Source organism: Aeromonas sp. MR19 (assembly GCF_963899305.1).
Lineage (GTDB): Bacteria > Pseudomonadota > Gammaproteobacteria > Enterobacterales > Aeromonadaceae > Aeromonas > Aeromonas bestiarum.
Genome location: NZ_CAWQWZ010000006.1, coordinates 1 through 26,833, shown reverse-complemented (window position 1 = coordinate 26,833; position 26,833 = coordinate 1). Strand labels below are relative to the sequence as shown.

Annotated in this window: 28 protein-coding genes and 2 pseudogenes; 23 read left to right on the top strand and 7 right to left on the bottom strand. The window is 41.7% G+C overall.

Features of this window, described 5'->3' with window-relative positions:
- Positions 1 to 1,040 precede the first annotated feature (1,040 nt).
- From AACQ95_RS03505 to AACQ95_RS03425, 17 genes are all read left to right on the top strand, one after another.
- Positions 1,041 to 1,634, top strand: coding sequence for a hypothetical protein (locus tag AACQ95_RS03505; protein ID WP_241280601.1), 594 nt, complete (start codon positions 1,041 to 1,043; stop codon positions 1,632 to 1,634).
- A gap of 214 nt (positions 1,635 to 1,848) precedes the next feature.
- Positions 1,849 to 2,745, top strand: a complete 897-nt coding sequence (locus AACQ95_RS03500; RefSeq protein WP_241280600.1) for a hypothetical protein — start codon at positions 1,849 to 1,851, stop codon at positions 2,743 to 2,745.
- A 23-nt stretch (positions 2,746 to 2,768) separates the two neighbouring features.
- Entirely contained in the window at positions 2,769 to 4,019 is a 1,251-nt protein-coding gene (locus AACQ95_RS03495) for a hypothetical protein (RefSeq protein ID WP_241280599.1), read from the top strand.
- 362 nt (positions 4,020 to 4,381) lie between these two features.
- Entirely contained in the window at positions 4,382 to 4,516 is a 135-nt protein-coding gene (locus AACQ95_RS03490) for a hypothetical protein (protein ID WP_277604536.1), read from the top strand.
- A complete protein-coding gene (locus AACQ95_RS03485) occupies positions 4,507 to 4,659 on the top strand; it encodes a hypothetical protein (protein ID WP_241280598.1) in 153 nt (50 codons plus the stop codon). Before AACQ95_RS03490 ends, AACQ95_RS03485 begins: the two co-directional genes overlap by 10 nt.
- The gene (locus AACQ95_RS03480; RefSeq protein WP_241280597.1) at positions 4,656 to 4,808 is read left to right on the top strand and encodes a hypothetical protein; all 153 of its coding nucleotides are present in this window, start codon (positions 4,656 to 4,658) and stop codon (positions 4,806 to 4,808) included. The genes AACQ95_RS03485 and AACQ95_RS03480 overlap by 4 nt, the downstream gene beginning before the upstream one ends.
- Complete coding sequence (locus AACQ95_RS03475; protein ID WP_241280596.1) at positions 4,805 to 5,086, top strand: hypothetical protein; 282 nt, start codon at positions 4,805 to 4,807, stop codon at positions 5,084 to 5,086. The genes AACQ95_RS03480 and AACQ95_RS03475 overlap by 4 nt, the downstream gene beginning before the upstream one ends.
- 378 nt (positions 5,087 to 5,464) lie before the next feature.
- Positions 5,465 to 5,917 carry a hypothetical protein gene (locus AACQ95_RS03470; protein WP_241280595.1) on the top strand — a complete coding sequence of 151 codons (453 nt, stop codon included), beginning with the start codon at positions 5,465 to 5,467 and terminating at the stop codon, positions 5,915 to 5,917.
- Positions 5,918 to 5,990: 73 nt separating this feature from the next.
- Positions 5,991 to 6,326 carry a hypothetical protein gene (locus tag AACQ95_RS03465; RefSeq protein WP_241280594.1) on the top strand — a complete coding sequence of 112 codons (336 nt, stop codon included), beginning with the start codon at positions 5,991 to 5,993 and terminating at the stop codon, positions 6,324 to 6,326.
- Entirely contained in the window at positions 6,326 to 6,592 is a 267-nt protein-coding gene (locus AACQ95_RS03460) for a hypothetical protein (protein ID WP_241280593.1), read from the top strand. Before AACQ95_RS03465 ends, AACQ95_RS03460 begins: the two co-directional genes overlap by 1 nt.
- Positions 6,593 to 6,634: 42 nt before the next feature.
- Complete coding sequence (locus AACQ95_RS03455; RefSeq protein ID WP_241280592.1) at positions 6,635 to 7,261, top strand: hypothetical protein; 627 nt, start codon at positions 6,635 to 6,637, stop codon at positions 7,259 to 7,261.
- Between the two features lie 13 nt (positions 7,262 to 7,274).
- Positions 7,275 to 7,787: a hypothetical protein gene (locus AACQ95_RS03450; protein ID WP_241280591.1), complete on the top strand. Its 513-nt coding sequence runs from the start codon at positions 7,275 to 7,277 to the stop codon at positions 7,785 to 7,787.
- The gene (locus AACQ95_RS03445) at positions 7,774 to 8,355 is read left to right on the top strand and encodes a hypothetical protein (RefSeq protein WP_241280590.1); all 582 of its coding nucleotides are present in this window, start codon (positions 7,774 to 7,776) and stop codon (positions 8,353 to 8,355) included. The genes AACQ95_RS03450 and AACQ95_RS03445 overlap by 14 nt, the downstream gene beginning before the upstream one ends.
- Position 8,356: 1 nt before the next feature.
- Entirely contained in the window at positions 8,357 to 9,313 is a 957-nt protein-coding gene (locus AACQ95_RS03440; RefSeq protein WP_241280589.1) for a baseplate tail-tube junction protein, read from the top strand.
- A complete protein-coding gene (locus AACQ95_RS03435) occupies positions 9,313 to 10,296 on the top strand; it encodes a hypothetical protein (RefSeq protein ID WP_241280588.1) in 984 nt (327 codons plus the stop codon). Before AACQ95_RS03440 ends, AACQ95_RS03435 begins: the two co-directional genes overlap by 1 nt.
- A gap of 51 nt (positions 10,297 to 10,347) precedes the next feature.
- On the top strand, positions 10,348 to 10,674 hold the full coding sequence (locus AACQ95_RS03430) for a hypothetical protein (protein WP_241280587.1): 327 nt from the start codon (positions 10,348 to 10,350) through the stop codon (positions 10,672 to 10,674).
- Positions 10,675 to 11,122: 448 nt separating this feature from the next.
- A complete protein-coding gene (locus AACQ95_RS03425; protein ID WP_241280586.1) occupies positions 11,123 to 11,830 on the top strand; it encodes a hypothetical protein in 708 nt (235 codons plus the stop codon).
- A gap of 22 nt (positions 11,831 to 11,852) precedes the next feature.
- On the opposite strand, the gene AACQ95_RS03420 is transcribed toward AACQ95_RS03425, so the two are convergent.
- On the bottom strand, positions 11,853 to 12,953 hold the full coding sequence (locus AACQ95_RS03420) for a hypothetical protein (RefSeq protein ID WP_241280585.1): 1,101 nt from the start codon (positions 12,951 to 12,953) through the stop codon (positions 11,853 to 11,855).
- A 112-nt stretch (positions 12,954 to 13,065) separates the two neighbouring features.
- Between AACQ95_RS03420 and AACQ95_RS03415 the strand changes: the two genes are divergently transcribed.
- Positions 13,066 to 14,778, top strand: a complete 1,713-nt coding sequence (locus tag AACQ95_RS03415; RefSeq protein ID WP_241280584.1) for a hypothetical protein — start codon at positions 13,066 to 13,068, stop codon at positions 14,776 to 14,778.
- A gap of 47 nt (positions 14,779 to 14,825) precedes the next feature.
- Here AACQ95_RS03415 and AACQ95_RS03410 read toward each other — a convergent pair whose 3' ends face one another.
- From AACQ95_RS03410 to AACQ95_RS03400, 3 genes and pseudogenes are all read right to left on the bottom strand, one after another.
- Complete coding sequence (locus AACQ95_RS03410) at positions 14,826 to 15,953, bottom strand: hypothetical protein (protein WP_241280583.1); 1,128 nt, start codon at positions 15,951 to 15,953, stop codon at positions 14,826 to 14,828.
- Positions 15,954 to 16,010: 57 nt separating this feature from the next.
- Positions 16,011 to 16,427 carry a DUF1420 family protein gene (locus AACQ95_RS03405; protein ID WP_241280582.1) on the bottom strand — a complete coding sequence of 139 codons (417 nt, stop codon included), beginning with the start codon at positions 16,425 to 16,427 and terminating at the stop codon, positions 16,011 to 16,013.
- 782 nt (positions 16,428 to 17,209) lie between these two features.
- Positions 17,210 to 17,482 (bottom strand): annotated as a pseudogene (locus AACQ95_RS03400) (type VI secretion system PAAR protein); the annotation flags it as partial.
- A 278-nt stretch (positions 17,483 to 17,760) separates the two neighbouring features.
- Here AACQ95_RS03400 and AACQ95_RS03395 point away from each other — a divergent pair.
- Genes AACQ95_RS03395 through AACQ95_RS03380 form a run of 4 tightly spaced genes read left to right on the top strand, consistent with a single transcriptional unit; the run spans position 17,761 to position 20,896 of the window.
- Positions 17,761 to 18,009 (top strand): hypothetical protein, encoded by a 249-nt coding sequence (locus AACQ95_RS03395; protein ID WP_081304673.1) that lies wholly within the window; start codon positions 17,761 to 17,763, stop codon positions 18,007 to 18,009.
- 45 nt (positions 18,010 to 18,054) lie between these two features.
- A complete protein-coding gene (locus tag AACQ95_RS03390; protein ID WP_241280580.1) occupies positions 18,055 to 18,657 on the top strand; it encodes a Cap15 family cyclic dinucleotide receptor domain-containing protein in 603 nt (200 codons plus the stop codon).
- The gene (locus tag AACQ95_RS03385; protein ID WP_241280579.1) at positions 18,654 to 19,766 is read left to right on the top strand and encodes a hypothetical protein; all 1,113 of its coding nucleotides are present in this window, start codon (positions 18,654 to 18,656) and stop codon (positions 19,764 to 19,766) included. The genes AACQ95_RS03390 and AACQ95_RS03385 overlap by 4 nt, the downstream gene beginning before the upstream one ends.
- Positions 19,767 to 19,768: 2 nt before the next feature.
- Entirely contained in the window at positions 19,769 to 20,896 is a 1,128-nt protein-coding gene (locus AACQ95_RS03380) for a BsuBI/PstI family type II restriction endonuclease (RefSeq protein WP_241280578.1), read from the top strand.
- 26 nt (positions 20,897 to 20,922) lie between these two features.
- Here the strand turns inward: AACQ95_RS03380 and AACQ95_RS03375 are convergent, their stop codons facing one another.
- Both AACQ95_RS03375 and AACQ95_RS03370 read right to left on the bottom strand, forming a co-directional pair.
- On the bottom strand, positions 20,923 to 22,326 hold the full coding sequence (locus AACQ95_RS03375; protein WP_241280577.1) for an Eco57I restriction-modification methylase domain-containing protein: 1,404 nt from the start codon (positions 22,324 to 22,326) through the stop codon (positions 20,923 to 20,925).
- Between the two features lie 235 nt (positions 22,327 to 22,561).
- Positions 22,562 to 22,786, bottom strand: a pseudogene (locus tag AACQ95_RS03370) (MmcQ/YjbR family DNA-binding protein); the annotation flags it as partial.
- Between the two features lie 106 nt (positions 22,787 to 22,892).
- Between AACQ95_RS03370 and AACQ95_RS03365 the strand changes: the two are divergent.
- Positions 22,893 to 23,684 carry an alpha/beta fold hydrolase gene (locus tag AACQ95_RS03365; protein WP_241280576.1) on the top strand — a complete coding sequence of 264 codons (792 nt, stop codon included), beginning with the start codon at positions 22,893 to 22,895 and terminating at the stop codon, positions 23,682 to 23,684.
- A 175-nt stretch (positions 23,685 to 23,859) separates the two neighbouring features.
- Here the strand turns inward: AACQ95_RS03365 and AACQ95_RS03360 are convergent, their stop codons facing one another.
- Entirely contained in the window at positions 23,860 to 26,757 is a 2,898-nt protein-coding gene (locus tag AACQ95_RS03360; RefSeq protein WP_241280575.1) for a TrlF family AAA-like ATPase, read from the bottom strand.
- Between the last annotated feature and the right edge of the window lie 76 nt (positions 26,758 to 26,833).

The following is a 26,833-nucleotide window of genomic DNA, read 5'->3' as shown; positions in this document are numbered from 1 at the left end:
ATGACGGATAAAGAAAAAGCCGTGAACGATTAAGAACACGGCTTTAAAATCTTTTGAAATGTCGCGGCAACAACATTTCGTTTTCAATATAGGATACATATATTATATAGCTGGTGGCAGTAGAGTAAACATTTGCGACACTATTTCATTGGAGAAGCGCGTGGCATTGAGCCGCACCATAATAAAACCTGAAACTATTTCGGTAAAACCTGAAACTATTTCATTGGAGAAGCGCGTGGCCATTGAGCCGCACCATAATAAAACAAATACAGTCGCGCTGGCGCGCTCCGATTCGTGGCTAGTTCGCGAGTAGAAAGGCTGTTTGTAAGTAGCGATATGAAAAGGCAGATAACAAAACGAAGAAGACGCGAAGCGTCGCGGCGTCAGCCGCTAGACATTGCTACTTGAAGGTAAGTAGTAATGGGTCATTAACTGAAACGAGTAGCAAGGTGATAGTTCGCTACGCTCACAGACGCTGGCGCGTCTTGCGTTTATTTTAGATAGCGATTAAAGATCAATGATAGAAATACCGGAAACGAGCGCAGCGAGTTGAGGCGCAGCCTCTTAACATTGCTACTTGAAGGTAAGTTATAGAAACGAGTAGCAAGGTGATAGTGAACTGCACGACTTCGCCTTCGGCTCGTCGCTTGTTCACAGCGCAAGCGCGAAAGATAATTTAGATCCTCATTATAGTATTATAAGAGATTTTATTTTATCTCTACTGACTACTTTCTGACCATTCGTGAGGCGCGCCAGCGTCGAACAACATTGCTACTTGCCAGCTCTGCTCACCAGACCGTTTACGAGCCAGCCTTATCACTGCTACCTGCCAAAACGAGCCAGGACGAGCCACCAGCGATACTTACCTGCCTTAGCTACTTGCCTACTCGTTTACCAGCCAAAACGAAGCCATGAGCGCGCCAGCGCGTCTAGCCACGAGTGGCATTCGATTGCTACCAAAAATAGATACTTTTTATTCTCTCTAAATAACCATGTAGCAGAGAGCAACTGCTAATCGTTAATCAAACCGGAGAAATAAAATGAAACTTGAAACTTCCAATCTACTTACCGAAACTCTTGCATTCCTGGCGTCTAAGCCATTTCATTACGGTGAAGAAGATATTTTCCAATTAACTGAGAGTGCCGAACACGGCACTTTTCAAAAACATGGTAACAGCTACTCTTTGTCACTTGGTGGTATAAGAGTCGAACTAAAGCCGCAGCCTGCTAAACGTATGTGGGATCGCTACTCAAAAAAGTCTGAGTCCGAAGTTAGCGAAGAACAGGCAAAAAAGATTGCCACTCGTCGCCAAGCGCTTATTAACGTCCGTAAACTTTACAAGATCAACAAAGAAAAAGAACAGATGATCATTGCTTGTGGCGATTTCTCTAATAATAAACAAGAACTCTATGTAATGATTTTTGAAACACCGACTCATGGAAATGTTCTGGCTGCACTGCACATAGACTACCGAGGGGATAAACAAATTAAATCCCAGATGTTTTATTCTCAACTGGAAGAACTCAGTAACTACGCGATTAAACGCGATGTTGTACTGGACAAACGATTGGATAAACGCGGCTCTGGCTCTAAAGATAACGTTGGCCGTAATAAAAAAGAAGTTGAAGAGTAAAAATAGATTACTTTTAATTCACTAAATAGTATTAAGAAAGAGAGTTAGTTAACTCTCGCCACAATCCAGTTCGCTTAAAGGTGTGCTTTCATTCATACCGAAATCCTTAATGAGTTATTTCGTGTTCATTGTTGCCGCGATGAACACACCTTTAAGCGAACTGACAACGCGGCAAACGTTGAGTGGTAATAACCTCATTATAGGACAATAATAAATGAAATCGAACAGCCTTCAGTTTTTCTATAACACTACTCCCACAGATTGCTTTTCAAATAACGGCACCAGAAAAACACACTGGGTCGAGCACAAGTTAAGCAGTATCAAATTCCGCTCTACCGAAGACAATAAAGTTAACACTCTTTCAGAAATGACTGTTAAAGAGTTCTTTAAGCATTTGACTAAATGCGGCTTTGGTGCAGACACAACTATCGGTAAAACAATCCGAAATGCAATCAAACTTTCTTTAGCACAACTTATTACCACCGAGTTTACTGAAACTCTTATGAATGATAAGTTTTATTTCTATCTCGATGCCGCTACTTCCGACGTTATTATGCTTAAAGCTAAGGAAGTCGAACACCAAAACAATATTATCCATGAGGCTTTCATTATCACACGCAAAGAAGACAAAGCGGGTGTTTCCGTATACATGTCTCTTGGCAAGCAATTTAACTCTATTTCAAAGGACAGAAAAAGCATGATGATCAAAACAGATTTCTCAAAAGTTGAAACTCGTGGCCGTAAAGCTCGCAAAGTTGAAGCAGTTATTACCGTTAACTCTACTCTGGAAGAAAACAACGCCGCTACTGTTGAGCATATCGAGAAATTTAACGAAGTTGTTGAGATCGTTAACGTTGTCGTGGATGAAGTTGCCGATCTGAAAGCAGAAATTGCGGCCATGAAAGCAGAGCGCGAAGCAGAAAAGGCCGAGCTTGCACAACTGAAAGTAGCTATGAACCCAACCCAAGAGTTGATTAAAGCTATGCAGCCGCGCACAGGAAGTATCTTTGCTCGTCCAGTTGCTACTGCAAAACAAGAAGCAATGTTGGATCTGGAAGCGATTAAAGCAGTGCCTTTTACCTTTGACTCAACAGAGATAGAGCGGCTATAAGCCGCTTATCATAGGAAACAATCATGCCAATCAAAAGAGAGGGTAACAAACAATCTGAATCATTCATTATTGATCACATTTCATTAGAAGCCGGTTCAAAGTATTACCAGGTTGAAGACGTTTTAGAAAGCCTCACTATAACAGAAAGTTTAGACGGACTGATGTCAGGGAAACTTGTTATCGGTAACAAGATCGGATTCTTTGATCAACGCGACTTTATGGGCAACGATAATATCTTGCGGATCAAAATGAAGTCCACCAGCAAGCACAAAGCAGAAGGTAAGCTATTCGAAAAAGTGTTCAGGGTGTACCAGTACAGTGATACATTCAGCCATCAAAGTGCAACTGGCTACGCGCAGATTCTTTTCAAATCTATTGGTGCTGTGAACAACAATTTCAAGCGGGTATCTAAATCATATAAAAACGTCGGTACTCATATCATTGTATCCGACATGCTTAAACTAATCGGCTATGAAGAAAAAGATCTTAATATTGAGCCGACCATGTATAACAGAGACATTGTTATTCCAAATATTACACCACTTGACGCAATAGACTTTATCAAAAATCACTCTGTTTCCGGCGAGACAAAGCACAAAGGAGACAGTGCTTTCTATTTGTTTGAATCAAGAGACAAAGTTAACTTTGTCAGCCGTTCGGCACTAATCAGCAAAGCCCCAATTGCCAAGTATGCTGTGGGATTAGACGCTACAGGCCAGAATCAAAACGTTGCTATCAATTTCTCACTAGACAGGGGTTTCAACATTGAAAGCCAGGTAAGCGATGGTGCTTATGGACTAACTGTCGTTTCTCATAGTCTGTTAGACAAGAGCATTAATCACACCAGAATGACTCCAACGACGATTGACGGTGTTTATTCAAAACTGAATGAGCAATCGGCTACTAACATTGAATACAGTCCCAGCAATCGGATAGTTATCGCGTCTGAGGATCAGATGTATAAGTTTCAAAACTTAGGTGCCAACGGTAACACGATTGCGATCAGGGAAATGAACAAGTCTAGGATTAAAGAGAAACGCGCTTTGATGCGGGTAGGCGCAGACTCAGATATGACGGTAGGGGAAGTGATTGATATCGCATTCGACGGCAATGGTGGACAGTCTAAGAACTCGTCCAAGTGGCTAATCGGCTCTGTTGTTCACCAAATCACAAAGCAAGAGTGGATCACAGATCTTGAGTTGTTCTCGGACGGCTCACCGCGTCCGATTGTGGCTGATAAGCCTAAGCCGAAAGAAGAGAAGAAAGACAAGTAAGCCGGAATTATCCGGCTTTTCTTTTACAAGCACTGAAAAAAGATTGTTTTCAGTGCTCACTAAATACGTGTAGCAGAGAGCAACTGCTATTAGTTTTAACTCGGAGAAATAAAATGAAAACTCTTAAATCCCATATCTGGCACCCAGTAAAGAAACAGTTTGTTCCACTTATAGAATGGCTAGAAGATAGTATTACCGATGAACGCTTAACGCTTAAACAAGAGCCACCGTTTGTTGTTCAGCTCGGAGCACTATCATGCAAGAGATAATGACATACGGATTTGAATACATGATCCAATCTCTACTTGCTGGCATGTGTCTCACAATGCCTTTCTATCTAACTACTAAATTGGAGAAATAAAATGGAATACATTCTGATTGGTACTTTTGGTGCCGCGCTTTACATTCTCGGCTACATTAAAGGCCGTATGGATCAAAAGAAAGAACAGATTGCTATCGTCTCTAACTATGTTGGAGGTGATAAAAAATGCTCGTAATCGCCGGTATCGCATTCACTATTTTCATGCTTGGATTCTGTTGTGGAAAAGAGTCTGAACAAGATAAAGAGAAAGCGCGCAACAAAAAAGAAGAGTGGATCAAGAGCATTGTTATAAAGACTATGAAGGAGAAGGCTGAATGAGTTTCGAAGAATCCATGCCGTACATTATCGGCTTTATCGTTTGGGTCATTTACGCAATTGGGTATCACCGAGGTGTTAAGGCTGAACGCGCTAAACAAGACTCTCTAATCCGTCGTCTCACCATTGATAAAATGGGTGGTGATAAATGAAAACTATCAAGCCTAGATTTTATGCAGGTGCATTCATATTACCGGATATGAGCTTTTCAAACGCATACCTTATTGTAAGCGATCTAGTTAATCCAGCTACTATGTTAGAAGAACTCGAAGAACACACCGGACAGAAGTGGAAGCACCAGCCGATTTGCAATGAAGAACTTGATGCAAAAAACGAGAAACAGAAAATCATGATGCGTCGAATGGTAGCGCTGGTGGAAGTTCGGAATTCTATTGAAGAGGACGAGTTCAACTTTATCCGCTTTGGCTGATACAAGCACTGAAAACGATAATGTTTCAGTGTTAGCTAAATACATTTGTAAAAACAATATTGTATTAGTCGTTTCTAAAAGAGAGTGACAGGAGTGGTTCCCTGTCACTTTAAAATGTTTTCAGCACGACTCTGATCGGCCGTGTATCTGTTGTGGATTCGGTACTTCTCTTTATAGAGCAGTGCTGAAAACATTTTAAAGACTTTGTTATCCGCTTGCTCAAGTCGCCGGTAACAGGAGTGTGGATGTTGCCATTCATTGGCCACTCCGGCTCCACGCTATTCAAAGCCAGATACCTGGCTTTTATTTCACAAGCACTGAAAACAATCCTTTTTCAGTGTTCACTAAATACATTCAGAACAGATTCAGGAGAACATTATGTCAAAACAAGACGAAAACAAAACTTACTATGAGGCAAATCGCGAACGTATTCTGGAAAAAGCAAAACAACGCTATTCCGAGAAATCAATGTTTAAAAGCTTTGCACAGTGGGAAGCAGACAGCGAAACAGCTATCAAAGAAGGTAACAAAATCGCGTTTGATCGCATTACTACCGAGACAGTAAACAAGCTTGGACTTAATCGAGTTGATTTCGTTAAAGGCTACAGCCAATTCATGTTCAGCGGCATTCTGAAAGAGCAACAGACTATGCCTGAGCTGTACCAGAATAAAGTGCTTTGGGCTCTGTTCATGCGCTTCCTGGCAAAGCTAGAAACGTTCCAAGATGAACGAGTTAAGAAATCAATGGATCGCTATATCACCGATTTGGGACTGACTACAAAAGAGCGTATCGCTAAAGCACAGGCCGTAATCGACAGCTATAAAAAGTAACTTGTCAACAGAGAGATAAGTTAGACACAGTTACGGCTTCTGTAAAAAGCCACAAACAAACCGGAGAAATAAAATGAATGAAGTTAAAGAAATTCAATATCGCAGCAGCATTGGTGATAAAGCCACCAAAGAAACAGATGCATACAAGTTTGTAAAAGAGTTGAGCGAAGCACTTGGCATTCCACTTATGAAGAATGGCAGCAAACACGAGGCCACGTTCTACTACATTCAAGAAAACGGACTTAGCGTGTTTACATTGCACCATAAAGTGTCAGTCGTATATCAGCCAAGTGATGAATCAGAGGCGATTACCAATCAGATGTTCCCTGATAAAGATCTGAAACTGGCTATTCTGAGTGCCTATAAAGATGCTCGTATGGAGATCCAGAAACACAAGGAACAGTTTTAATGAACTTCTATCCACAAAAAGGAAAAGTCAATCCGAGTATTGATCGAGTTCTGAGAGAGCTAACTAAAGTTGCTTTTGAGGCTGGATATGAAGACTTGAAATGGATTGATAGAGTTAAAACAAAAGGCGGAATCATTCATGTGAATGTTATGCTTGGTGTCACACGCGAAGATTGCAATGCCGTGATATTGGACGAACTAACAAACATAGCTAACAAGATCCGAAGAGCGCAGGATCTAAAAGATACGCAAAGTGCAAAATTCTAAAGGGCTCCCAATGACGGGGGCCTTTTTCATAAGGAAGAAGAAATGAAAATCGTAAGCCAATTAACTCAATCCCGTCATGGTGGCATTGTGTTCATTAACAGCGAAGCCGCAAGCCGTAGAGATATGACTTTAGCAATCGCTATCATGAGTGAGGATCAATCCGAGATTGCTATTCTAGGGTGTGAGGCCCCGGAAGTACAAAAGATTAAAGCATTGCTGGATGCTGGCTTTAAGCCTAGTTATGCAAAGCTGCCAAGCGGTAACTATTTTGTTTGTCAGCAGTCTGCGGCAAAGAGCATTACCGAATCAGAAGTAGAAGTGTTTGATGCGGACAGCATGAACGAGGCCAACGTTAGCACGGATCTGCCGAATAACAGTGTTACAGACCCCGCACCTGGCTTAGCTAATAAGCGTCCTGTTATCTATAAGCGCAAAGTTATTGGCTTGTATAACGAAGCGACGGATGAACTTGAAATCGATGATGAATATCACGTTGAGGATCATGATTATCTGCTACTTGAGCCGTGTGATGACATGCCTTATTGGGAAATCGAAGATGGCTCATTGGATAGCATTATGGCTATGAAAGATAAGACGGTGAAAGAGCCTGCGCGAGTAACAGAAGCGTGTGAAATGGCAATCGCTGCCAGCCAATTCCTTAACTACTAATCAGAGGTAATAAATGAAACCCTATTATCAAAGTGCCGTTGTTGCTATTGACGGCAAGACAAAGATTTATCAAACGTCTCGGGTGATCGAGATTTTCAAACTAGCTATCGAGCCGAAACACAATGCCTTTTATGGCAACATTATTGGATTCGGTGACACTTGCACGGAAGAGCAAATAGATATTGCTACCGCAGCTCATGAAGCTATGGAACAACGTGCCGAGAAACAGGATCTGATTAAGCGTAAGCAACAGGAAGAACTCGATTTGATTCAGTCTTATAAAGAATCGCTAATCGACGTCCGCGAATGCTTGGTGAACAGTAACAACGGCAAAGTTTTCTTGTTGCCAGAAAATCATGGCCTTATGGGCATGTATCAATCATTCCTCGATATCGAGATTCTGCCAGAAGCTGAATTTGACTTTATCGAAAAGCATAGTAACCCGCTGATGGACACGTTTGTTCTTGAGCCAGTATCACAATTAACAGCTAGTCGGATTATGGAGTTAGAAGATGATAGCCAATAAAACAAGTTTTAATAGTCAGTCTGCTTCCGATGCAGGTAAGAAAAGTGGTGAAGTGAGACGCCAGAACAAACTGATCCGTAACGCTTATCGTCATGCTTTCGCGGATCATGCGGACGCGATTGTAAGTTCTTTCGTGAACGGCTCTAACGAAATGCTCGGAGCAAAGATTCCGCAAGACATGCGCGGGCGTATCGTTGAGCAAGTGGTAACACAGACAGTCATTGCGGCATTGACTACCGCGATTAAGCAAGGATCAGATATCGATGTGCTACTTGCCAAGTGTGACGCCAAAGCTCTTGAATCGATGCCTCCTGAATCTGATGACGGTAGCGAGTACATGACTCCAGTTGAACTCATGCGACGCGAGGGAACACAGTCAGAAGCGGACAGCGCTAACGTTCAGTCCGAGTTATCAACATTCGGCTACTGGTATAACGATCTGCAAGACGATATCAAGAGTGATGTTATGTCAGAATATTTTCATAGTAGCCTGAATGAACTATTCGAACATTGCGACAAGCCTGCCGCTGATGTAATCAAGCAGTTCAATATCAAAATCGGGGTGTGATATGGCTACTACTTTTATTGAAACAGTTAAAAACGCTGTTGGTAAGTTCATGCCAGAGGACATGCAGAAGCAAGACAACGGCATTCAAGTTATGACTTATCCAATGTCAATGAAAAATCTTGACGGTACTTGGAAATCAGTGCCGTGTTTGGCATTCACTTTTTTTAAATCAAGTAAGTTTACGCCGTCTGCTTTACAGAAATCGGCCGAAACGATGTCGAAAATGAACTTTAAAACAGAAGGATTGCTTTTCATGCGTATGCCGGATAACGGCATAACTAACAATTTACAGTTTGATATTGCTGGCGCCGATGATGGCTTTCTGGAAGAGTTTTTACGTGGTGCTATTGGTGGCTATAACAGCGGCGGCGTAGTAGGTGCAGTTAAAGGTGGTGTTCAAGCTGGTATTAACGAGTTTGATTTAAATCTTTCTAAAAAGGGTGGGGCATACGCGACTAACTTGGGTTCAAATACCACTATTTCCTCAAACAAAGGTGTTCATGGCTTTAATGGCGTGCAGCCTCGCAGTTGGACATTTATTTGGAGAATCACACCAAAAAACTATGCCGAGTTAAAAGAATACGGTGACATTGAAAAGTTCCTTGAGAAAGCCTCGAACATCGATGTTAAGGGTAATCCCCAGAACTATACCGAGATGCAAGTGCCAATGATGGTGCGAGTTGAGGAGCGAATTCTTGGCTCAAAAGAAGATGTGATCCGACACACAAGCAGACTTGTTAGTGGCTGGTGTCACATTTCTAATTGGCGCACTTATATTCCAGGTGAAAATGGCTATGGCACGTTTTCAGGAACTGCCGGTGATGCACTTTATAGAGAACTTGAAATCACACTCAAAGAAATCACATTGCCTACAGTACAGCTTTTCGAGAATGCAAGAAAAGACGGAAACTGGAAGCACTTGGATATCAATGGCTCAGACATTTTTGGAGATAACTAATGGCTTTTTACGACAGTATGCTAAACAGCGCTAAATCCTTGACGTCGTTTGATAGTATAACAGGTTCAATAAAGTCAGGTGTTACTGGTGCTATTGATTCGGCACTTGCGGCGAATGAGTTTGATACTCCTGATTATGCTCGTTTCATGCGAACAATTGAAAAGTATGATCTGGCTCGTTCTAACATGTTCTTAGTCCGCTTTCAGGATTTCAGAAGCGCTATTAACTTTGACGGAATTGTTGGGCCTGCTGGAAGCATTCTTAACGATGTGAGTAATGCCACAGGTATCATGGGGAAGGGGAAAGCGCTGTTTGGTGGGATAACAAATAATGTTAACTGGCACCGTGCGCAAGACATTGCCTATAATCAGTTAGGGAAATATGTTCCGGGTGTCAAGAATGCTATCGGTATGCTTGATCCAACGCTTGTTAGAATGATTCCAGGTGCTGGAGAGTTTTTAGACGGACTACTTGATACAAACTATGATCCGAATAAAGACTTAGCAATTATGGTGAAGAACGTCAATCTTCCTGGCACTAGCTTTGACACTCAGAAAAACATTTATAACAGAAAGCCTTTTGTTGAAGTTCTGGGAAGAAGTTTCAGCAATTTGAAAATGACTTTTTACAGCACACCTGGCTATCAAGAGCGAGAATGGTTTTTGCGTTGGATGCGTGACATTCATGATCCGAATACAAACACATTTGGGTTTCATGATACATACGCCAAAATGATTGATGTTGCGGTATTAGATAGAAGAGGTGATGTTCGCTCAATCGTTCATTGTGATGGATGTTTTCCGATCAACGTTAGCGATGTTCAGTTGGATTATGAAAGCAATAATCAAATCGCTACTTTTGAGGTGGAGTTTGCGTTGAGCACAGTCACTCAAGCCAAATATAAAGGCAAGTCAGGCAATGTTATTAGTAACATGGAAAGCATTTATAACAGAGGCAAAGCGATGGTATCGGCATTTAAGTAATAGCCGCATGTTGCGACTATAAGAGGAGGCAGTAATGCCATAGGGTAAGGTATGAGTGAAGTAAATGAGTCCATGATTCTTATGGGCGATAATAACAATAATAATACCAATAAGATCAATGTGTTCGGTATGTCAATACAAACGGCTATTTTGGTCGGTGCTCTACTGTTAAACATTGGAGTAACGTGGAACAGGATTGATGAAACGAATACGTTATCAAGAGAGCTGGCTGCTAAAGTTCAGGTGCTTGAAACGAAAGTGGCTCAACAAGACACACTGATTCAAACGATTGTACCTCGTATGGAGAAGATCGATGGTAATATCGAGAAGCTTACAGATAGTATTATCGGACTTAGTGGAAGAATTGGATCGAAGTAAGTAAAAGCGACTTATCATTTTGGTGAGTCGCTTTTTTATTGGTAATACTTATTGCCTTACGGCAAAGTGCTAACGCACAAACTGATAAAATCATTATACCAACTGATAACAAGTCGGTAAACATTATTGATCAAATAAAAATGTCGCGTAGCGACTGCGAAGCTAACTCATTGATATATAATAAGAAGACAATTTAGATCCTCATATAAGTTATATAAGAGATTTTATTTTGTCTCGTTCAATAAGTGAGCGGCTATGCCGCAGTCTGACGACAACTTGCTATATGCTATAGGAAGCGATACCACGCATTGCTACCTGAACGTGATATGACTACTGCTATACCGTGAGAAATGCGGCCTAGAGCGTCCTATCGCTTGTGTGAGCTGACGTGTGATCTCAGGTGTGATCTAAATAAGTTCACACGTCAGCTCACACCGGAGATCACACTATGAACTTGAACGAACATGCTATCCAGATTTCACAGCAAACAGGCAAAGACAGAGGTAACTGCTATAAAGCGTTGAAGACTTTGCTTGCCAAGATTGACAATGAACATATTGAAAGCCTGAGTTATAACTCGGACTTTAGCCACGTTACACTAAACGGAGTCGATTTCTTTCAGGATGCTAGAAAGCACTGGAAACAGAAAGACGTCCACCAGCCAATTCCTGTTGCTAAGATAGTCGAATCTAAATCATTGATTGTTACAGAGCCGGAAGTCGATCCGAGTATCGCGCTTGCAATGTCAATGATGAGTTTTACCACTGAAAGTACAAAGCACGTTGAAAAGTCGGAGTCGTATCTCCTAGGCATTCATAGAAAAGCTGATAACGAGAGTGAAGCGGATTATAAAACTCATGTCCTTGTTGAACATGCTCCTGATTCCTGTGTGGATGATCCCACCGAGATTGATACTAAAGCTTGTGTATCTACTCTCGGTGGCTATAAGCAAAAGCTAATCAGTTTGTACCTGTCTAATGGCTATTCACAATACGATGCCGAGGTATCAGCAAACGCACAAATGAATGCTTTTGCGACGAAACATGATCCTGATCTAACCGGTACTTATGAACGTGTGTCGGATGATAGTTTCTTATTCAACGGTAAAGAAACAGTTCTTTTTGATGAGGAAGAACAAGAGTTTCAAAAACAATAAAGCCACCTCTCGGTGGCTTTTTTTATTCCAATAGAACTCTACACAACGCGGTGTAAGGACTGCTATTAGCAAGTTTATTCCAATCAGTTTCAAGTACCTTGCCACCATCTACGCTATCAAGATCAATTGCTGATAGAGCGTAACGAATGTTTGCACCGTATGAAGGCTGGAAGTTGAGCATTTCGCGGGTGAATAGCATTGTGATGTCCTGTTCTTCTTCCACAAGCGGGCTGTAATACAGTGAGCAAGGTGTTAGTCGTTCGTCGGATGCACAGCCAACAAGCAGGTAATCAGCCGGTGTTTTAACGTCAACAACGATTTCGAGTTCAAGGCCGTCGATTATGTTACCTGTTACTTGTCCACTGGCTTTTAGTTGTGCCTCAACTTTCGGGGTACAAAGCACAAAGGTGGGCGTACCTTTATTTTTCTTGATATCTGCTACCAGTTCAGCGGCTTTGATAATCAGTTCGCGGCCTCGATAATATGAGGTTTCATAGTTAATCAGACTCAAATCCTTTTCTTTCTTGGCTAGTGAAATCAACTTGAGAATGATCTCACTGTTGACTTGTTCAGATACCACATTGCCGATAACGTTATAAACAACGTCTTGACTATCCTCGAACTGAGACTCCAAGTCCTGTAGCATTTCCATAGAAGCGTCAAAACGAATCAATCTTGATCCAACTTTAGTTCGCCACCGACTGATTTCAATATCGCTTTCTTGAATAACTGCCTGTTCAGGTATTTCATTCAGAACACGAACTTTTCCAGAAAGTAGCAGACTCCACACGGATGACATATCGGCATTCTCAGAGTTAAACGGAACAAGTGCTTCCACTACAATTCCGCTTTCGTCTTTAATCTTATCACCTGGCATAAATGATCCGGTATCTGTTAACTCAATGGCTCCGGCAATGTGTTCTTGCATATGCACAACAAATGGATCTTTACCTGCTACCTTCTGCTTGATGCCAAATACAGTAGCAATTGGCTGAGTTGTTGGCTGTTGGCACACTAGATTTTTATAAATCTTTTCACTTACTTTAGCAGAGATAGCCACCAGCTCGTCGCGTCCAGTTTCAATATCCACGCTTTCTTTCACAAGCTTATCTAGGTATTTCATTTTCTATTCCTTATGCAGTTATTAACTTATTTAATAGTCTGAAAACAAAACTTTTTCAGTGCTTGTTAAATAAGCAGGGGAGACGTCCCTTTAACTATTCCTAGGAAACAAAATGAAAGAAGCAATCAATAAAGTCCGTCCGAAAGACGACAGATTAGAAGACAATACCGCCGCGTTAGAACTATCGGCAGAAGTGGCAGAGGATTTGCGAAATAGCGTGGAAAAGAACACCACTGCTACAGATCGAAATACCGAGCGTATGAATCAGTTGGAGAAACGATTGGCTGATATGGGACAACCGGTTCACCGTTTCTCAGAAGACAAGCCTGAGCAGGTACAGAGCGTTAGGAGTGTGATTGAGTCAATCAATGCACCCGTTTCAAACTCCGATGTTCCGAACAATAAGCCAGATGACAAACAGCCGAAGATTGAGCCTAAGATTAAGAGAAAAGATGATTCGTTCGGAATGTCGATTACTAATGCAGGTAAGACATTTGCTGCCTCAGTTTTTAAAGCTGGTGCTGATTTCGGCAAGAGCATGACGGATCAAATTGGCTCAGAACTACTTCCGTTCTATAGCGATATGAAAGCGGCAGCGAGCAAAGTTACTGGTGGTGCTTTAGAAGCGGGTAAGATTGTTAAATCTCGTTTTGAAAGAAAGGCAGAAGAGAAGAAAGAAAAGCGAACTGGTATTATTCCACAAGCAGCTATTGAGAAAACGGAAAAGCTTGAGAAGGTAAAAGAGCTTAGAGAAAAGATTGTTGAAAGAAAGCGGGAACATGCGGATCATAAGATTTATAAAAAATTAGATGACATTCACGATCTAATGAGAAACATGATGATCGTGAACTTGTTGAAGTCGCTTGTTCCTGACTTTGGATCATTCGGCGGTGCAATTGGCAGATTTGCAGGCATGTTTGCTAAAGGCGGATTAGTTACGGCTTTCTTCCTTGGGATGAAGAACTGGGCTGTTAAGTTCGGTGCAGAGGCATTAAAGGGAATCAAATCGGCTTTTACAAGTATCACGTCTGGGATCACAGAGACATTCACAAAAACAGTTGATTCAATAAAAGACGGCTGGAAAAAGATGTTCCCTGATAAGCCGAAAGCCGAAACGGCTAGTCCGAAATCAAAATCGAGAATCAATCCTGCCGAAACGAAAACGCCTGTATTAGACAAAGACGGTAAACCTGTATTAGATAAAGATGGTAAGCCGAAGTTTGAAACAAAAGCAGTTAATACCGTTGAACGGAATGTTGAAAAGAGTTCATTCGAAAAGATGACTACTAAAGCAGTCGTGGCAGAAGGTGGTGAAGTCGCAGCCGAGAAGGTGGGCAAGGATCAACTGCTTAAACGAATGGCTTCTAAAGCGGGTGGGAGAGTCGTTGCTGGTGCTGCTGGCGGGCCAGTTGGTGAGATCGTCGCGGCTTTGTTGTTAGTGAAAGATGCTATTGAACTTGGGTTCGATATGCTCGGTATCAAACTTGATCCAGCGAAGTGGATAGACGAGAAATTGGGCACTGATAGCGAATCAGCCAAGAGAGCTGGACTAGGTAAGCCACTTGAGTTTAAAGCCGCTAATCCATACGAAAGTAATAAACTAGAAGAACTCGAACAAGAAGCAAAGCAAGCCGTGGCACAAGCAAAAGAGCGAGACATGCAAAGGCAAGCGGCTATCATAGGCAAAACAGTTGGAAACAGCGTGAATACAACTAACGTTGTTAACAATAAAGGTAACAGTTCACCAGTACCTTCTCCGTTTGCTACTGATGCTAATGTTTCTGCAATGTCGCAAGCATTTAGCAGCGCTTTTAAAAGAAACTGATAATTGATAAGTAAAAAGGCCGGCATCATGCTGGCCTATCTTTTACATTAAAGTATTGCATAGACTTTTTTCAATCTTTCCTTCTCATTATCAAACGCTTCTTGATAGTCGGTTTCGTCGTTATGTTCACGTCTGATTTTTTCTAGTATCTGCAATATTGACCATGCGCTATAATGTATAAATGGGTTTAGCCCTATCACGTTTCCTGCTGTTAGGTCATTAGCTCGACCTATTCCTAGTATTTTATTAAACTTTGTACTGGCTGCTTCAAAGTCCCATTCCGAAACGAATAGGAGCAGAGAGGCTAATGCCATAAGAGGATTGTTTCTAAACGTTGAACTTTTAGACAATGCTCTACTGAGAGTGTCTTCGGACTCTCTTATCTTGCTTGCAAGTCTGAAGGTAAGGATGACTTTATCAGATAGCTCTAGTCGATTAAATGAAAGCTCACCGTTGTTGAGTTTTATAATCTGCATAGCTTTCTTGCGTACCTCAGAAAGCCTGGCATCATTGAGCCAACGTTTATCTTGAGCTTCAATGTTATTAAATCGATAGTGGGGGTGTTTGAATACTAAAGAGGTATAAACTTCTTCGTCTAAATCAAAATCACGACTAATGCTTTTGGTTCTATTCTCTACGTATTTGTTGAGGTCTGGCTTTTTAAAATGTAAACGGAAAGCAGTGTTAGCCATGTTGACTAGATGGTGACTAATCTCAAATTTGGTTGTAGCATTGGTTCTGAGATTGATATACCACTCTCGCATATCACGAATATCTTGTTGCGAAAAAATGTTGTTCTCAATTCCTATGCAAACCATTGTTTTTATTTTTTCTGTTATAGGACTATTTGATTTTCTAAAGTCGAATAGGGCATCATTATCCGCGCTCTTTACTTTGTCTGAATCAGTATAATGATCACAATACTTTTGATGTGGATCTCCACCAGAAGCATCTCTAAATGCAAAGTGTTCCTGTTTAACGACTCTTCCACTTGTGTCCTTTCCCTCTCTTACTACGATTGCTCCTCTTGCAAGACAGGATGAACACTCTACATCGGCTTTAACAAAATCTTTGAAATCACCTGAAATGGTCGGTTTGCTATTCTCGAACAGCTCCTTTAACTGTGATACTTGAAGTTCTCTCTTAAACATCCTTGAGTAAGCAGTTAATGACATTCAAGTTCTCCATGTTATGGTTCAGTCAATATATTTCATTAATGAGCTTCGACAGTTTCAGTGCTTTTCCTCTTTTAATCTATGACATTCATCAATTGATATGGCATAGACTTGATAAGAGTTCCAACGAGACACCCGCTTTAGATCCTGACACTCTACATAATTTTCAGCTTTAGCATTTAATTTCATTTTTGTTGCAAAAGTTAAGATAGGTGCTATGACGAAAATGACAATTAGCACGCCACGTTGAAAAAGCTTGTCTGGATTTCCAATCTTTGCTACTGACATTAACACATGAACAATCAACACAATGCCAACTAACGGTGCACAGTAAGACGCCCAAATGTTGGCAATGCCACTAACCCTGAACGATGCTGATCCATTAGATAACGTTGCGTACAAATCCTCTGATACCTGTTCAAAACCAAACCAGATAAAAGCTGATGCAATGATTAGTCTGATGATATGGATCATTCAGCCAACCTTTTAAGCGAGTTGCCGATCTCATTTGAGAATCCGTAACGCTCGTCTAATGCGTCAAGTTCGCGTCCCATGAAGAAGGAACCAAACGCAAAGAGTGCACCAGTAGCCAAAATCCCTGATACAGGTAGTGTTGCGACAACGAGAGACATGGTTACAAGCGTCGTCATGCCTTTGATGATGTCGCCAGAGCTATTGCCCACGACCTCGGCTAAAGTCGCTTCATCACGTAAGATGTAATCAGCAGCATTGACTCCGACAGCAAAGGCCACTTCTATCCCTGCATTTACCTTGACCCATCGAGCAGCCCCTTTGACATCATTCAGACCGATACCGATTTGAACAACACGTGGATTACTCGATTTCCATTTGTTCCCTTTCATCAAGGTCTGAGCGTGGCGGCGATAGTTCTTGATGATCACATAATCAATGCCCTTGATGTTCTTGGTGTAAGACATAACACCTAATCCACCCAGTCCTTTGGCTGTCTGTGCCGCTGTTTTAACGCCGTCTACCAAGTCGTGGTAACTCTTTGTCGTACCGACTGCATCTTTACCCCCCATCTCAGAGTAAAGCGTCTGTAGCAGCTCTTTAGCTTCTTCCAGTGACAAGACCGCAATATCAGTTGGTGCTGTTGTGTATACAACCTCTAGCGTTTTGCCCTGGGCGAAGTCATAGGGAGGCCAATATGCATTCTTAGCCGGGATCTCTACCGGTGCAGCAGGTTGTGGAGCTGCGGCTGCTCTTGCTGCTGGTGCTTGATCTCCAATCACTACTGTTCCCGAGCCGATGATCACACCGCCACAATCAACAGCACCACCAGTTAATGCAGCGGGTTTTCCATTGATAAAGACGGTAGAGGAGCCTGATGCAATTGATCTGGGGTGTGGTGGGTTGTTTGGTTTGTCATGTGGGGCGAGGGGATCACCAACACGGGCAGCGGGGATACCGTCAATGAATACATCCGGTGAACCAGCAATGATGGCCGTGGGATGAAACCCATCATGATCTGTTCCAATATCCCCAACTTTCGCGGCGTTCTTGCTCAAACCGTGCTCCTTGTTATCAATGATAAAGCTGACAAGAAGGGGATTTTATCATCAATGCACCAATCGAGACCATAAAGACGTTTTCTGGAAGCGACATTGCCTGTCGGCTCACGGTTTATGAGGGCGATAATGAGTCTCTTTCTTGCTTGAAAAATAATCTTAATGATACATCAATCGTTTTTCTTGATCGTCTCAATCGGATCAGGTATCTTTTTGCTGTCTGTATATACAGCACCATATGTAGTGTCTAAATCCAAAAACCAATACAGGATATAGTAATGGCTACGAACAATAAAACTACCTCTGATAAGGTTGCAACGCTTGCCTCACAAGTGCTCAATGATGCTTCCTCTTCTGTAACTGCACGTTCTCTTGCCGCTTCTGCGCTGTCTCAAGCGAAAGCCGGAAAGCAAACTGGTGCGGAAATGGAGTCTTTTGCATCAATGGTGCTGCAAAGCAGCAAGTACAGTGAAGATACAAAGACTCTGGCCGCTAGTATCTTGGCTCAGGCTAACAAAGAACGATAAGTTCGGAGGGGCTTAATTGCCCCTTCTAGACTAAAGGATTAGTACATGCACGATTATGCGGTTTTTGGTCACAGTAGAGCAACGATCGGTCGGTATCTTGGTACTTCGTCAGTTATTCTTACTGGCTTCATCTCAAGTATTATGCTCTGGCTTAGCCAGTTTAATGGCTTGGTATTTATGGCTACAGCTACCGTTTCGACAGCAGCTTTGTATTTTATATTGCACTGGTTGTTCAATAATCTTGCATGGAAAATACCATTTTTTAAAATCCCCGATCTCAATGGTGTCTGGTTAGTCAGGGGAGAAACGCTTTCCGAAGAAGATGGAGTAGTTAAGTATAACTGGGAAGCTGAAATTGATATTGAGCAAACGTGGGAAAAAATCAGTATCAATTTAAAGACTAAACAAAGCTCTAGTGAAAGTTATACCGCTACTCTTGCTAAAAAATCAGGAACACGTGGCGGTTGGATTCTTCATTATAGCTATAGTAATTCACCTGATGCGTCTCAGTTCCATGAGCTGAATTCACATAGAGGGTACTGTGAGGTTCTTTTTGATAAAGGTCTGACTTCTGGTGAGGCCGCATATTTTAATAGTAATGGAAGACGTACTTTCGGGAAAATGTATCTGACACGGGGTGAAAAATGATCAATTTCAGTAACCGCTTACAAAAGCTCAAAGATAGACGCCAAGGTTCTGCTCAACGGATTGCACTTGAAAGCGGTCAATCACTTGCATTCGATATTGATCTTCGCCCGACTGAAAATTACGAAAAAGTTAAAGAAAGTGATGCGGTAAAATATGTGATTGGTGCAATGGCCCCTGTGAGTGAGACATCTACAAAGGTGTCAATTCAAGAAGGGGAGAGAGTTGCAACTACATTAGTTGGCCTACTTGATACTGATGGCATTATGACAGAGTATCGGCTACAAGGTTCAGTCGCTCTTGATATCCACATTGAGGGGCATTCAGATGTGGATATGTTGATTTTAATAAGAAATACTTTGCAGGCCCAACAGCCATATTTATCATCATCAAACTACATCCCTGCTTCCGATACCCGAGATATGATTCTTCAAGTGCAGGAACTTCGCCTAGTCTCAGAAGAAAAGCTTACAAATCGTTATCATCAAGCTAATGTAGATTGTGACAATAGAAAATCAATCTCACTCAGTGGTGGTAGTCTTACTCGAAAAGTAGATATCGTACCTGGCTCTTGGTTTGATACACATGATTATCAGCGCTCACGTCAGCAATATGACCGGATCGTAAAAATTTATGATAAAGAAGATCATAAATTCATAGAAAACAGACCTTTTCTTCATATTAAAAAGGTTGATGATAAAGACCAGTTGTATGATGGAAATCTAAAAAAAGTTGTCAGGTTAATGAAAAATATCGTGGCCGACATGCCTGACGGCAAAAAGAAAATAGCTAAAAAGCTATCAAGTTTTGATTTGACCAGTATCGCATACCATATGAATGAACGGCTTTCTTGTTCCATTTATTTTCCACTGCAATTGGTTGGGAAGCTTAATGACTGGCTTCTTTTATTAAAGGACGATGCGGGCCTTCGTGAGTCACTTTTAGTTCCTGATACTACAAGAACAGTCTTTGATTCTGATGAAAAAAATGATGCTCTTGATATATTAAGTAATGAAGTGAATGACTTGGTGTTATCGATCTATAAAGATATATTCCCTGATGATGTAATAAAAGACATTAACAAGTTAAGGACGAAAGCTGTTATTGTTTGATTATGATGGGCGGATTAAATATCCGCCTATTCTGTATTTATAATCTGATAAAAAATTTTTGTTCAGCAGCAATTGGCTGGACGTTGTCTGCCCTTTCTGGCATCCTCATCCGACGCCTTCAAGCTGTGATGAGGATTTCTGTGGGTATCGAACAGTATGCAATTGATAGAAGAACTGCCGCGAAACAACTCGGTAAGCCGATTCTACCTGAGCATTATTATGGGGTAACTAAAGAAAAGATTCTGTCTGTTCTTTCACGTATAGATCAAGGTAAGGAAAACATTGTCGATGCAGTTTTCGCAATGTTGTGTGATGAACCTCATTGGTCAAATTCTGCGGCCAAGCATGGCTTCAAGTTTAAAGATGGTGCAACTAATGCACAAATCGCAACACACGTCGGTATCTTACAGCGTGGCCGAGACATCAAACTAGATCGCGAAGGCCGAGACTATTGGTTGAAACCTCTGTGGCAGATTGGCGCGGTTCAAAAAGTCACTTACGATGCATCGTCAAAAACTTTTCAACCCGGACATAAAGCCAAGTCCAGTGCATGTGGATACCGATTGGCCGATGACTTTATTGATATCTTAATATCTGCTGAAGGTGAATGGCAGCAGAAGCTTGATGAGTGGATTCGTGAAGATAAATGCCGTGAGCGTCTTGCCTTCCAAGCTGAACAGGCCGAGGGAGGTTTTCAAAGTGATCATAGCGACCTTATAGAAGCCAGTCATGCTGTGTATGCACCTCGTTTTTTACCTGGGTATCAGGTCGTCTATATAGATGATGGTGACGGAGACCGAATCTCAAAGGAACAGCTTGAGATCTTGCAAATGGCAGGCTTGAAAATAACCCTAGAAGATTCTATGCCTGATGTTTTGTTATGGAACCCAGATGATGATTCGCTGTGGGTCATAGAGGCTGTAACTAGCGATGGTGAGGTTGACCTTCACAAGATGGAATCACTAACGGCTTTCGCTGTCAGAAATAAAAAGCCTTCGATTGGATTTACAACTACCTATCCGACATGGAAGAAGGTATATGAAAGACAGAGTAAAAATAAAAATCTCGCTGTCGGATCATATCTTTGGATTCGTGAAGATGCTTCAAAAAACATCTTCATAGGAGGGTAAAAAAAAGCGGCTTCTAGCCGCTTTTTTTACATGCTTTTTTGTAAGAGGTCATCGTAGTTATGAGAATTGCCCTCGACTAAAGATGATCCCATTTTAACCAATTGTTCGTGACTTGGGTAACGTAGGCTTCTTAAATCGGTAGCGTTTACTTGGGTGTGGCCATTGAACTGTCTAAAGTATTGATCTATCACGCTGCTATTCAGGTATGCAAGTAAGCCTTTCGCTAGGTTAGTGTCTAATGGATTTCCACCGTTATGAAAATAGTTTGTCTTATTTTCAAAGCCAACATAAGCAGTTTTAGCTATCTTATCCGTGTACAAGGATGCAACGACTCGTCTATTCTCTTCTTTAGCCGTAAGGCGTTTTGTTAGCACGTATGTCCCATTGGGAACCATAAGAGACATTGTCTCATCATTTAACGCGATGGCATTCGGTTTCTTACTACCTGAGATTGGAAACTCGATTTCGGAGTCATTGAAATGCATAGGGTAAATCAATGGTACTGAATCACAGTCCAATTCCATCCTAAGATTTTCTTTAGTTCTAAAATCTACAACCTTACCTGTACTTACTTGGATTTCGAGGTCATCGAGTGAACATGGCATGTTACCAACAAACTTGGCTATTTCTGCCTCTTCATCGCTTGTGACAATATGAATGAATCTCTCAGGATTTCCTGGCTGTACAACTTCATCAAAAGAAGCGGTTCTAACTCTGATGTCATCATCATCTGCACATGAACTTGATGAGATATCAACGCTCTGTTGCTGTTGACCTTTTTTAATGTGAAAAATCACATTTTCTTGAAGAACTTTATCACCTTTGAATGCTTTGTTTCTGCTGTCAAAGACGTGAATTTTGCAAAGTGCGTTGCCATCTAAAAGCACTCGCCTGAAATCTTTAAAGTATGGGCCATTACAAAAACTTCTTGGCGTAATTGCAACCAGCTCTCCACCATCGTCCAAAAGCATTAATGCCAAGCTCACAAAGCATGAGTAGAGATTTCCTGTTTCAACACCAACGCTTCGCAACGCCGCTCTTTCGTCACCATTCGCAGCAATTTTAAGGTACGGGGGATTGAGGATCGCTTTGTTAAATTTAAGCGTATCTTGTCCTCGTGATCTTGCATTGATTATGCTCACAGCAGCGGAGATAAAGTCTTCTTTATGAATTTGCCAATCCAGTTCTACGTTTTGATTTTGACAATCACTAGCACATTCAGAGATAGAAAGCTTTTGATGTTCAACTAAAACGTCTTCAATTTCCCAAGCATGTGCAGTAATTGAAGACGGTTGAAATTTTTCGATAGCACGTTCGATCAGCGCGGCACTAAGTGAGCCGACGCCAGCTCCAGCATCTAAGACGTGTAGCTCACCATCCAGGTTAGAAAACATCGAGGTCAGAAGACGAGCCACGGAGGCAGGGGTCATGAACTGCCCTTTCTCTCCTCTAGTTGACTCGTCGAGCAAGGGGTTCGCTTTAAGTCGGATATCATCGACTCGATTGGATAGTGATTCTTTTGACATTGATGTGGACTGGTGACGATTTGGCATCGAACTAAGAAACCTGTATGGATAGACAGTGTCGCACTTTCTACACTATTTTCCTCTAAATGGCGAATGATTCGAGAGGTGAGATCCTTGTCGCGCATTATTGACACTGTAACTTGTTCATGTGCCAGCCGGGTTTGACCTCGGGGTGGATCTCTCGCAGCAGCAGGGCGAGGTCGGGCTCGCATTTGAGGTTGATGGTGAGCGGCGCTGCCTGCCAATCCACCAGTGCGAACATCTTGCCGGCGATGCGATAGACCAGGATCTCCGGGCCGAAAGGGGTGTCCTCCTGAGCGCCCGGCAGGGTCAGCAGAAAGGCTCTCAAACTCGTCAACTCCATGGTCACGCTCCTCGCCAGTTGCCATGCAAACGTATTTTTTAGGTGAAAATATCTGCTAAGATGCGCGCCTACTATACCCCAATGCCGTCGATGAGGGAGTCGCAAGATGCTGTATCACAAGACGTTCGAGCTTGGCCCCGACAGGGATTGGGTGGTATTCGTGCACGGTGCCGGTGGCAGCTCCTCCATCTGGTTCAAGCAGCTGCGCGCCTATCGCGAGCACTTCAACGTGCTGCTGCTGGACCTGCGTGGCCACGGTCAGTCCCACCAGTTGCAGCAGGTGGTCAAGGGTCACTACAGCTTCCGGGCCGTGACCGAAGACATAGTGCGCCTGCTCGATCACCTGCGCATTTCCTCCGCCCACTTCGTCGGCATCTCCCTTGGCACCATCCTCATTCGCCATCTGGCGGAGCTCTGCCCGGAGCGGGTCAAGAGCATGGTCTTGGGCGGCGCCATACTGCGGCTGGACATCCGCTCCCGGGTATTGGTGCAGCTGGGGCGCCTCGGCCAGCACATCCTGCCCTACATGTGGCTCTACCGGCTGTTCGCCTTCATCATAATGCCGCGCCAGCACCATCAGGAGTCGCGCAACCTGTTTGTGCGCGAGGCGCGCAAATTGTGCCAGAAGGAGTTCAAACGCTGGTTCCGCCTCGCCACTGAGGTCAACCCCCTGATGCGCTACTTCAAGGAGCGCGCCCTGCCGATCCCGACCCTCTACGTGATGGGGGAGGAGGATCATATGTTCCTGGCGCCGGTGCGCGAGCAGGTGGCCCGCGATGCCAGCTCCTCTCTGGCGGTGATCGAACAGTGTGGCCATGTCTGCAATGTGGAGCAGCCTGAGCAGTTCAACCGCCGTACCCTGGCATTTATTAAATCGCAGGGGGGCGGGAGGAGGTAATCTATTGCCACTTCGATATGGCCTAAGCCTGCATGTTGGCATTACCGTTATAAAACTTTCTACTTTGAGTGGCTAGGTGAGAAATGAAAAAACTCCAGCAGAACAAAGACTGCTGGAGTTTTCATATAACTAGAAAAGAGTATCTCAAGCCTGTTAGGTCAGGGGGCTTTATGGTTTAAACCTTAAACCCATACTTCATTTCTCTTTCTTTGAAGGCAGATACACCACCTTCTAAAATTTCACATACATGTTGGCGTATGCCTTTATTTTTTAAAGAGGCAAGGTCATTTATTTCAAAGGAACATTCTAAGCTTCCACTGCAGTATTCAAACTTGAATTCGTCGTTTTCAACACTTTCGTGTTGTCCCGATTGATTTGCGACAATTATACATTCAGAGTCCGCTGCAACAACCAGGTTAGCGTTGTGAGTTACCATAATAATTTGCCTTTTGGTTTTTCTTGAACGTACAAAATTGTTTAGCTGATCGTAGATAGTCCGGTTGTCGAGATTGTCTTCGGGCTGGTCTATTAAAATTGGATGAGAGGAGTTACTAAGATGTAATATCAAATTGAGAAGTACTAAACCTCGTTTACCTGGAGACATTCTGACTATATCATCATTTTTATATTGTACTATAAAATTAATATAGAAGCAGTCAGAGTATAATTTTTTCAAAATATCAATATCATCGAGTCCTTTTCTGGTGGATGGGATATCCTTTCCAGAAGTTATTTTATCGTGTATTGCTGCGATTCGTGTAGAGTGCAGGTCTATGTTATAGTTAAACTCACCTGTAGATGTTGATAAATCACCAAGTAGTGTCTGTATATTCCCTCGCCTATCAAAGGCACCTACAAACTCATTAAACTTATCTTGGTAAAAAGCAACTTCTGCGAAAATCTTTATATCTTCTTCAAAGAGGTATTCTGGTTTTACAATCTCTGTAACATAATCTTTGTAAAGGCTAATTAAATCATCGTAGAGCTGTTTTAATTCAATTTTGCAATCTGCACCTTCTTGAAAAATAGATGCTTTCTTCTTTTCTATTTCCTCAATGGATCTAAGGTTTACTTCTTCAAGTAGTAATTTTTTATTGGCTGAAATCAAAGCTTCTCTATCAGTGATTTTTTCAAGCAACGGTGCAATAGATTTTCCTACATCCTTAATTTTTAAGTTTATTAGATCTATTTTTACCTGTAATGATTTGTCATTTGTTAATAAATTTTCATTAAATTCATGTACTACACTACTCAATCGTTTATTTAGAGTGGACAGTAATGATTGTAGATATGTGGAGTTATTTGGCATATCCAATTCAGAAACGACACTGTCTCTAAAGGTAGTGAAGGTTGTATTGGAATTTTTAATTAATGATGCAACTAGCTGTTTGTTGCATTCGGAAATTTGGTTAAGTGTATTGAGGCGATTTTCTAATGAGGTTTTTCTTGTAGATAGTTTTTTGTATTTAGCTTCTTCTATTATTGTAAAGCCTGATTTTTCTCTCAACTGAGCTATGGCCTGTGTAAGTTTTGCTATCTCACCTTGAACTGCAGGCTTTGTTCCAATAGAGCCGGCCTCTTTATTTAATGAGCTGTATTTATTTCTCAGATCAAAAAGGTAGTCAATTTTAGCAATGATGTTTTTGTTGGTTGATGCGATATTTTTTTCTTGCTCAGTATAGAAAACCTTAAATTTTTCATTTTGGCTAAGAATATCTTTGACGAGAGTGTTTAATTGATTTTTACCATCTTCTTCTGCTAGATGATTAATATATAGTTGAGGGATATATGTGATTGGTTTTGAATTATCAGGCGTTGCAGTTGAACTGATTTCACCATTGGACCATTCAACTTCAAATTCCACATTCTTCAAATCTTTGTATGAAGCTGATTTAGCTAGGCTAACCTTATGATTCACTTCATCTGAATTAATGGCTTTAGCTATATGGAATAGGAGTAGAGATTTCCCTGATGACTTTCCACCAATAATAGTGTTTAAGTCCGGATTTAAAAGTTGCCACTCACCGCTAAAAAATTTTTTTATATTGTGATCAATGAATCGAACTTTGTTTATTGTTTGATAACTGCTCTTTTGTTGTGGACTTAATTCTTGAATGGCTACACGAGAGTTAGGGTCGTATATTACATTTTTTAAGCCATCAAAAGTAACATCAGATTTTATCCATGTATGTCTATTCTCTGCTGGCTTAAATAAATCTTCTGCTCGGTGTGCATCCGATCCCCAAAGGCAGGGTTTGATTGAACCGAACTCGGCTGTAAATGCCTCTTTATTGTTTCCTCCGAGAAGAAATTTTTTAGTATTTAGGTTTGATGAGAAAATGAAGTGTGCCTGCTTAATTAAGTTCTTACGGATGTTATGTCCTTGCGAATTCCAACTTACATCACTTAAGTCTTCATCGCATGGTAAAGCTAATAAATATTTATCTCGGAAGATAGAGTTGCCATTTAATATTTTAATTAAACTATTTTCATCAACGGAGGCATTTAACATACCAACAAAAAGTGCTCCTCCGCTCTTAGAGAAGTTGGGGTGTTCTTTAATTAACCTCTGCCCTAGCTCTTCTAGATTTGCTTTTGTCAATGGTCTGTTTTCTACAGGTGAGCCTGTTGATGCGTCAAAGCAGACTTGAACTTGTGAAATAAAGTCACTTTCAATTTTATCTATTGGTATTTCGTCAGATAATACTACATGGTAGTTTACTTTTCGGTTCCAAGATAAATCCTTTTCTTTGCCCAATACGAGCTTGGTTATTCTAAATTCTATATTTGGAAAGATCTTTATTCTTTTAATGGCATCTATTTCCTCTTTAGTAAATAGACTCATTAGTTTGCTAGGGTTTTCAAGATATTCTGTTTTCAGTATCTTGTATCCTTCAGGAAGATAGTAATCAGTAATGCCTATTGCGGAGATATCATTTTCAATTGCCTTTTTAAATAGAGCTAAAACGTATTCATCCCAATTACTTCCATATTCATTCCTTAATACAGATGCTGGGGTATGAACGTGTAAATCCCATTTTCTCCATTCAGAGCCTCTTGGATATAGATACATTATTAACTCCATTAATATTGAGGGGAAAATATATCGGTCGCTTATAAACCGCTCCGAGCCCACGGGACGCGACGAT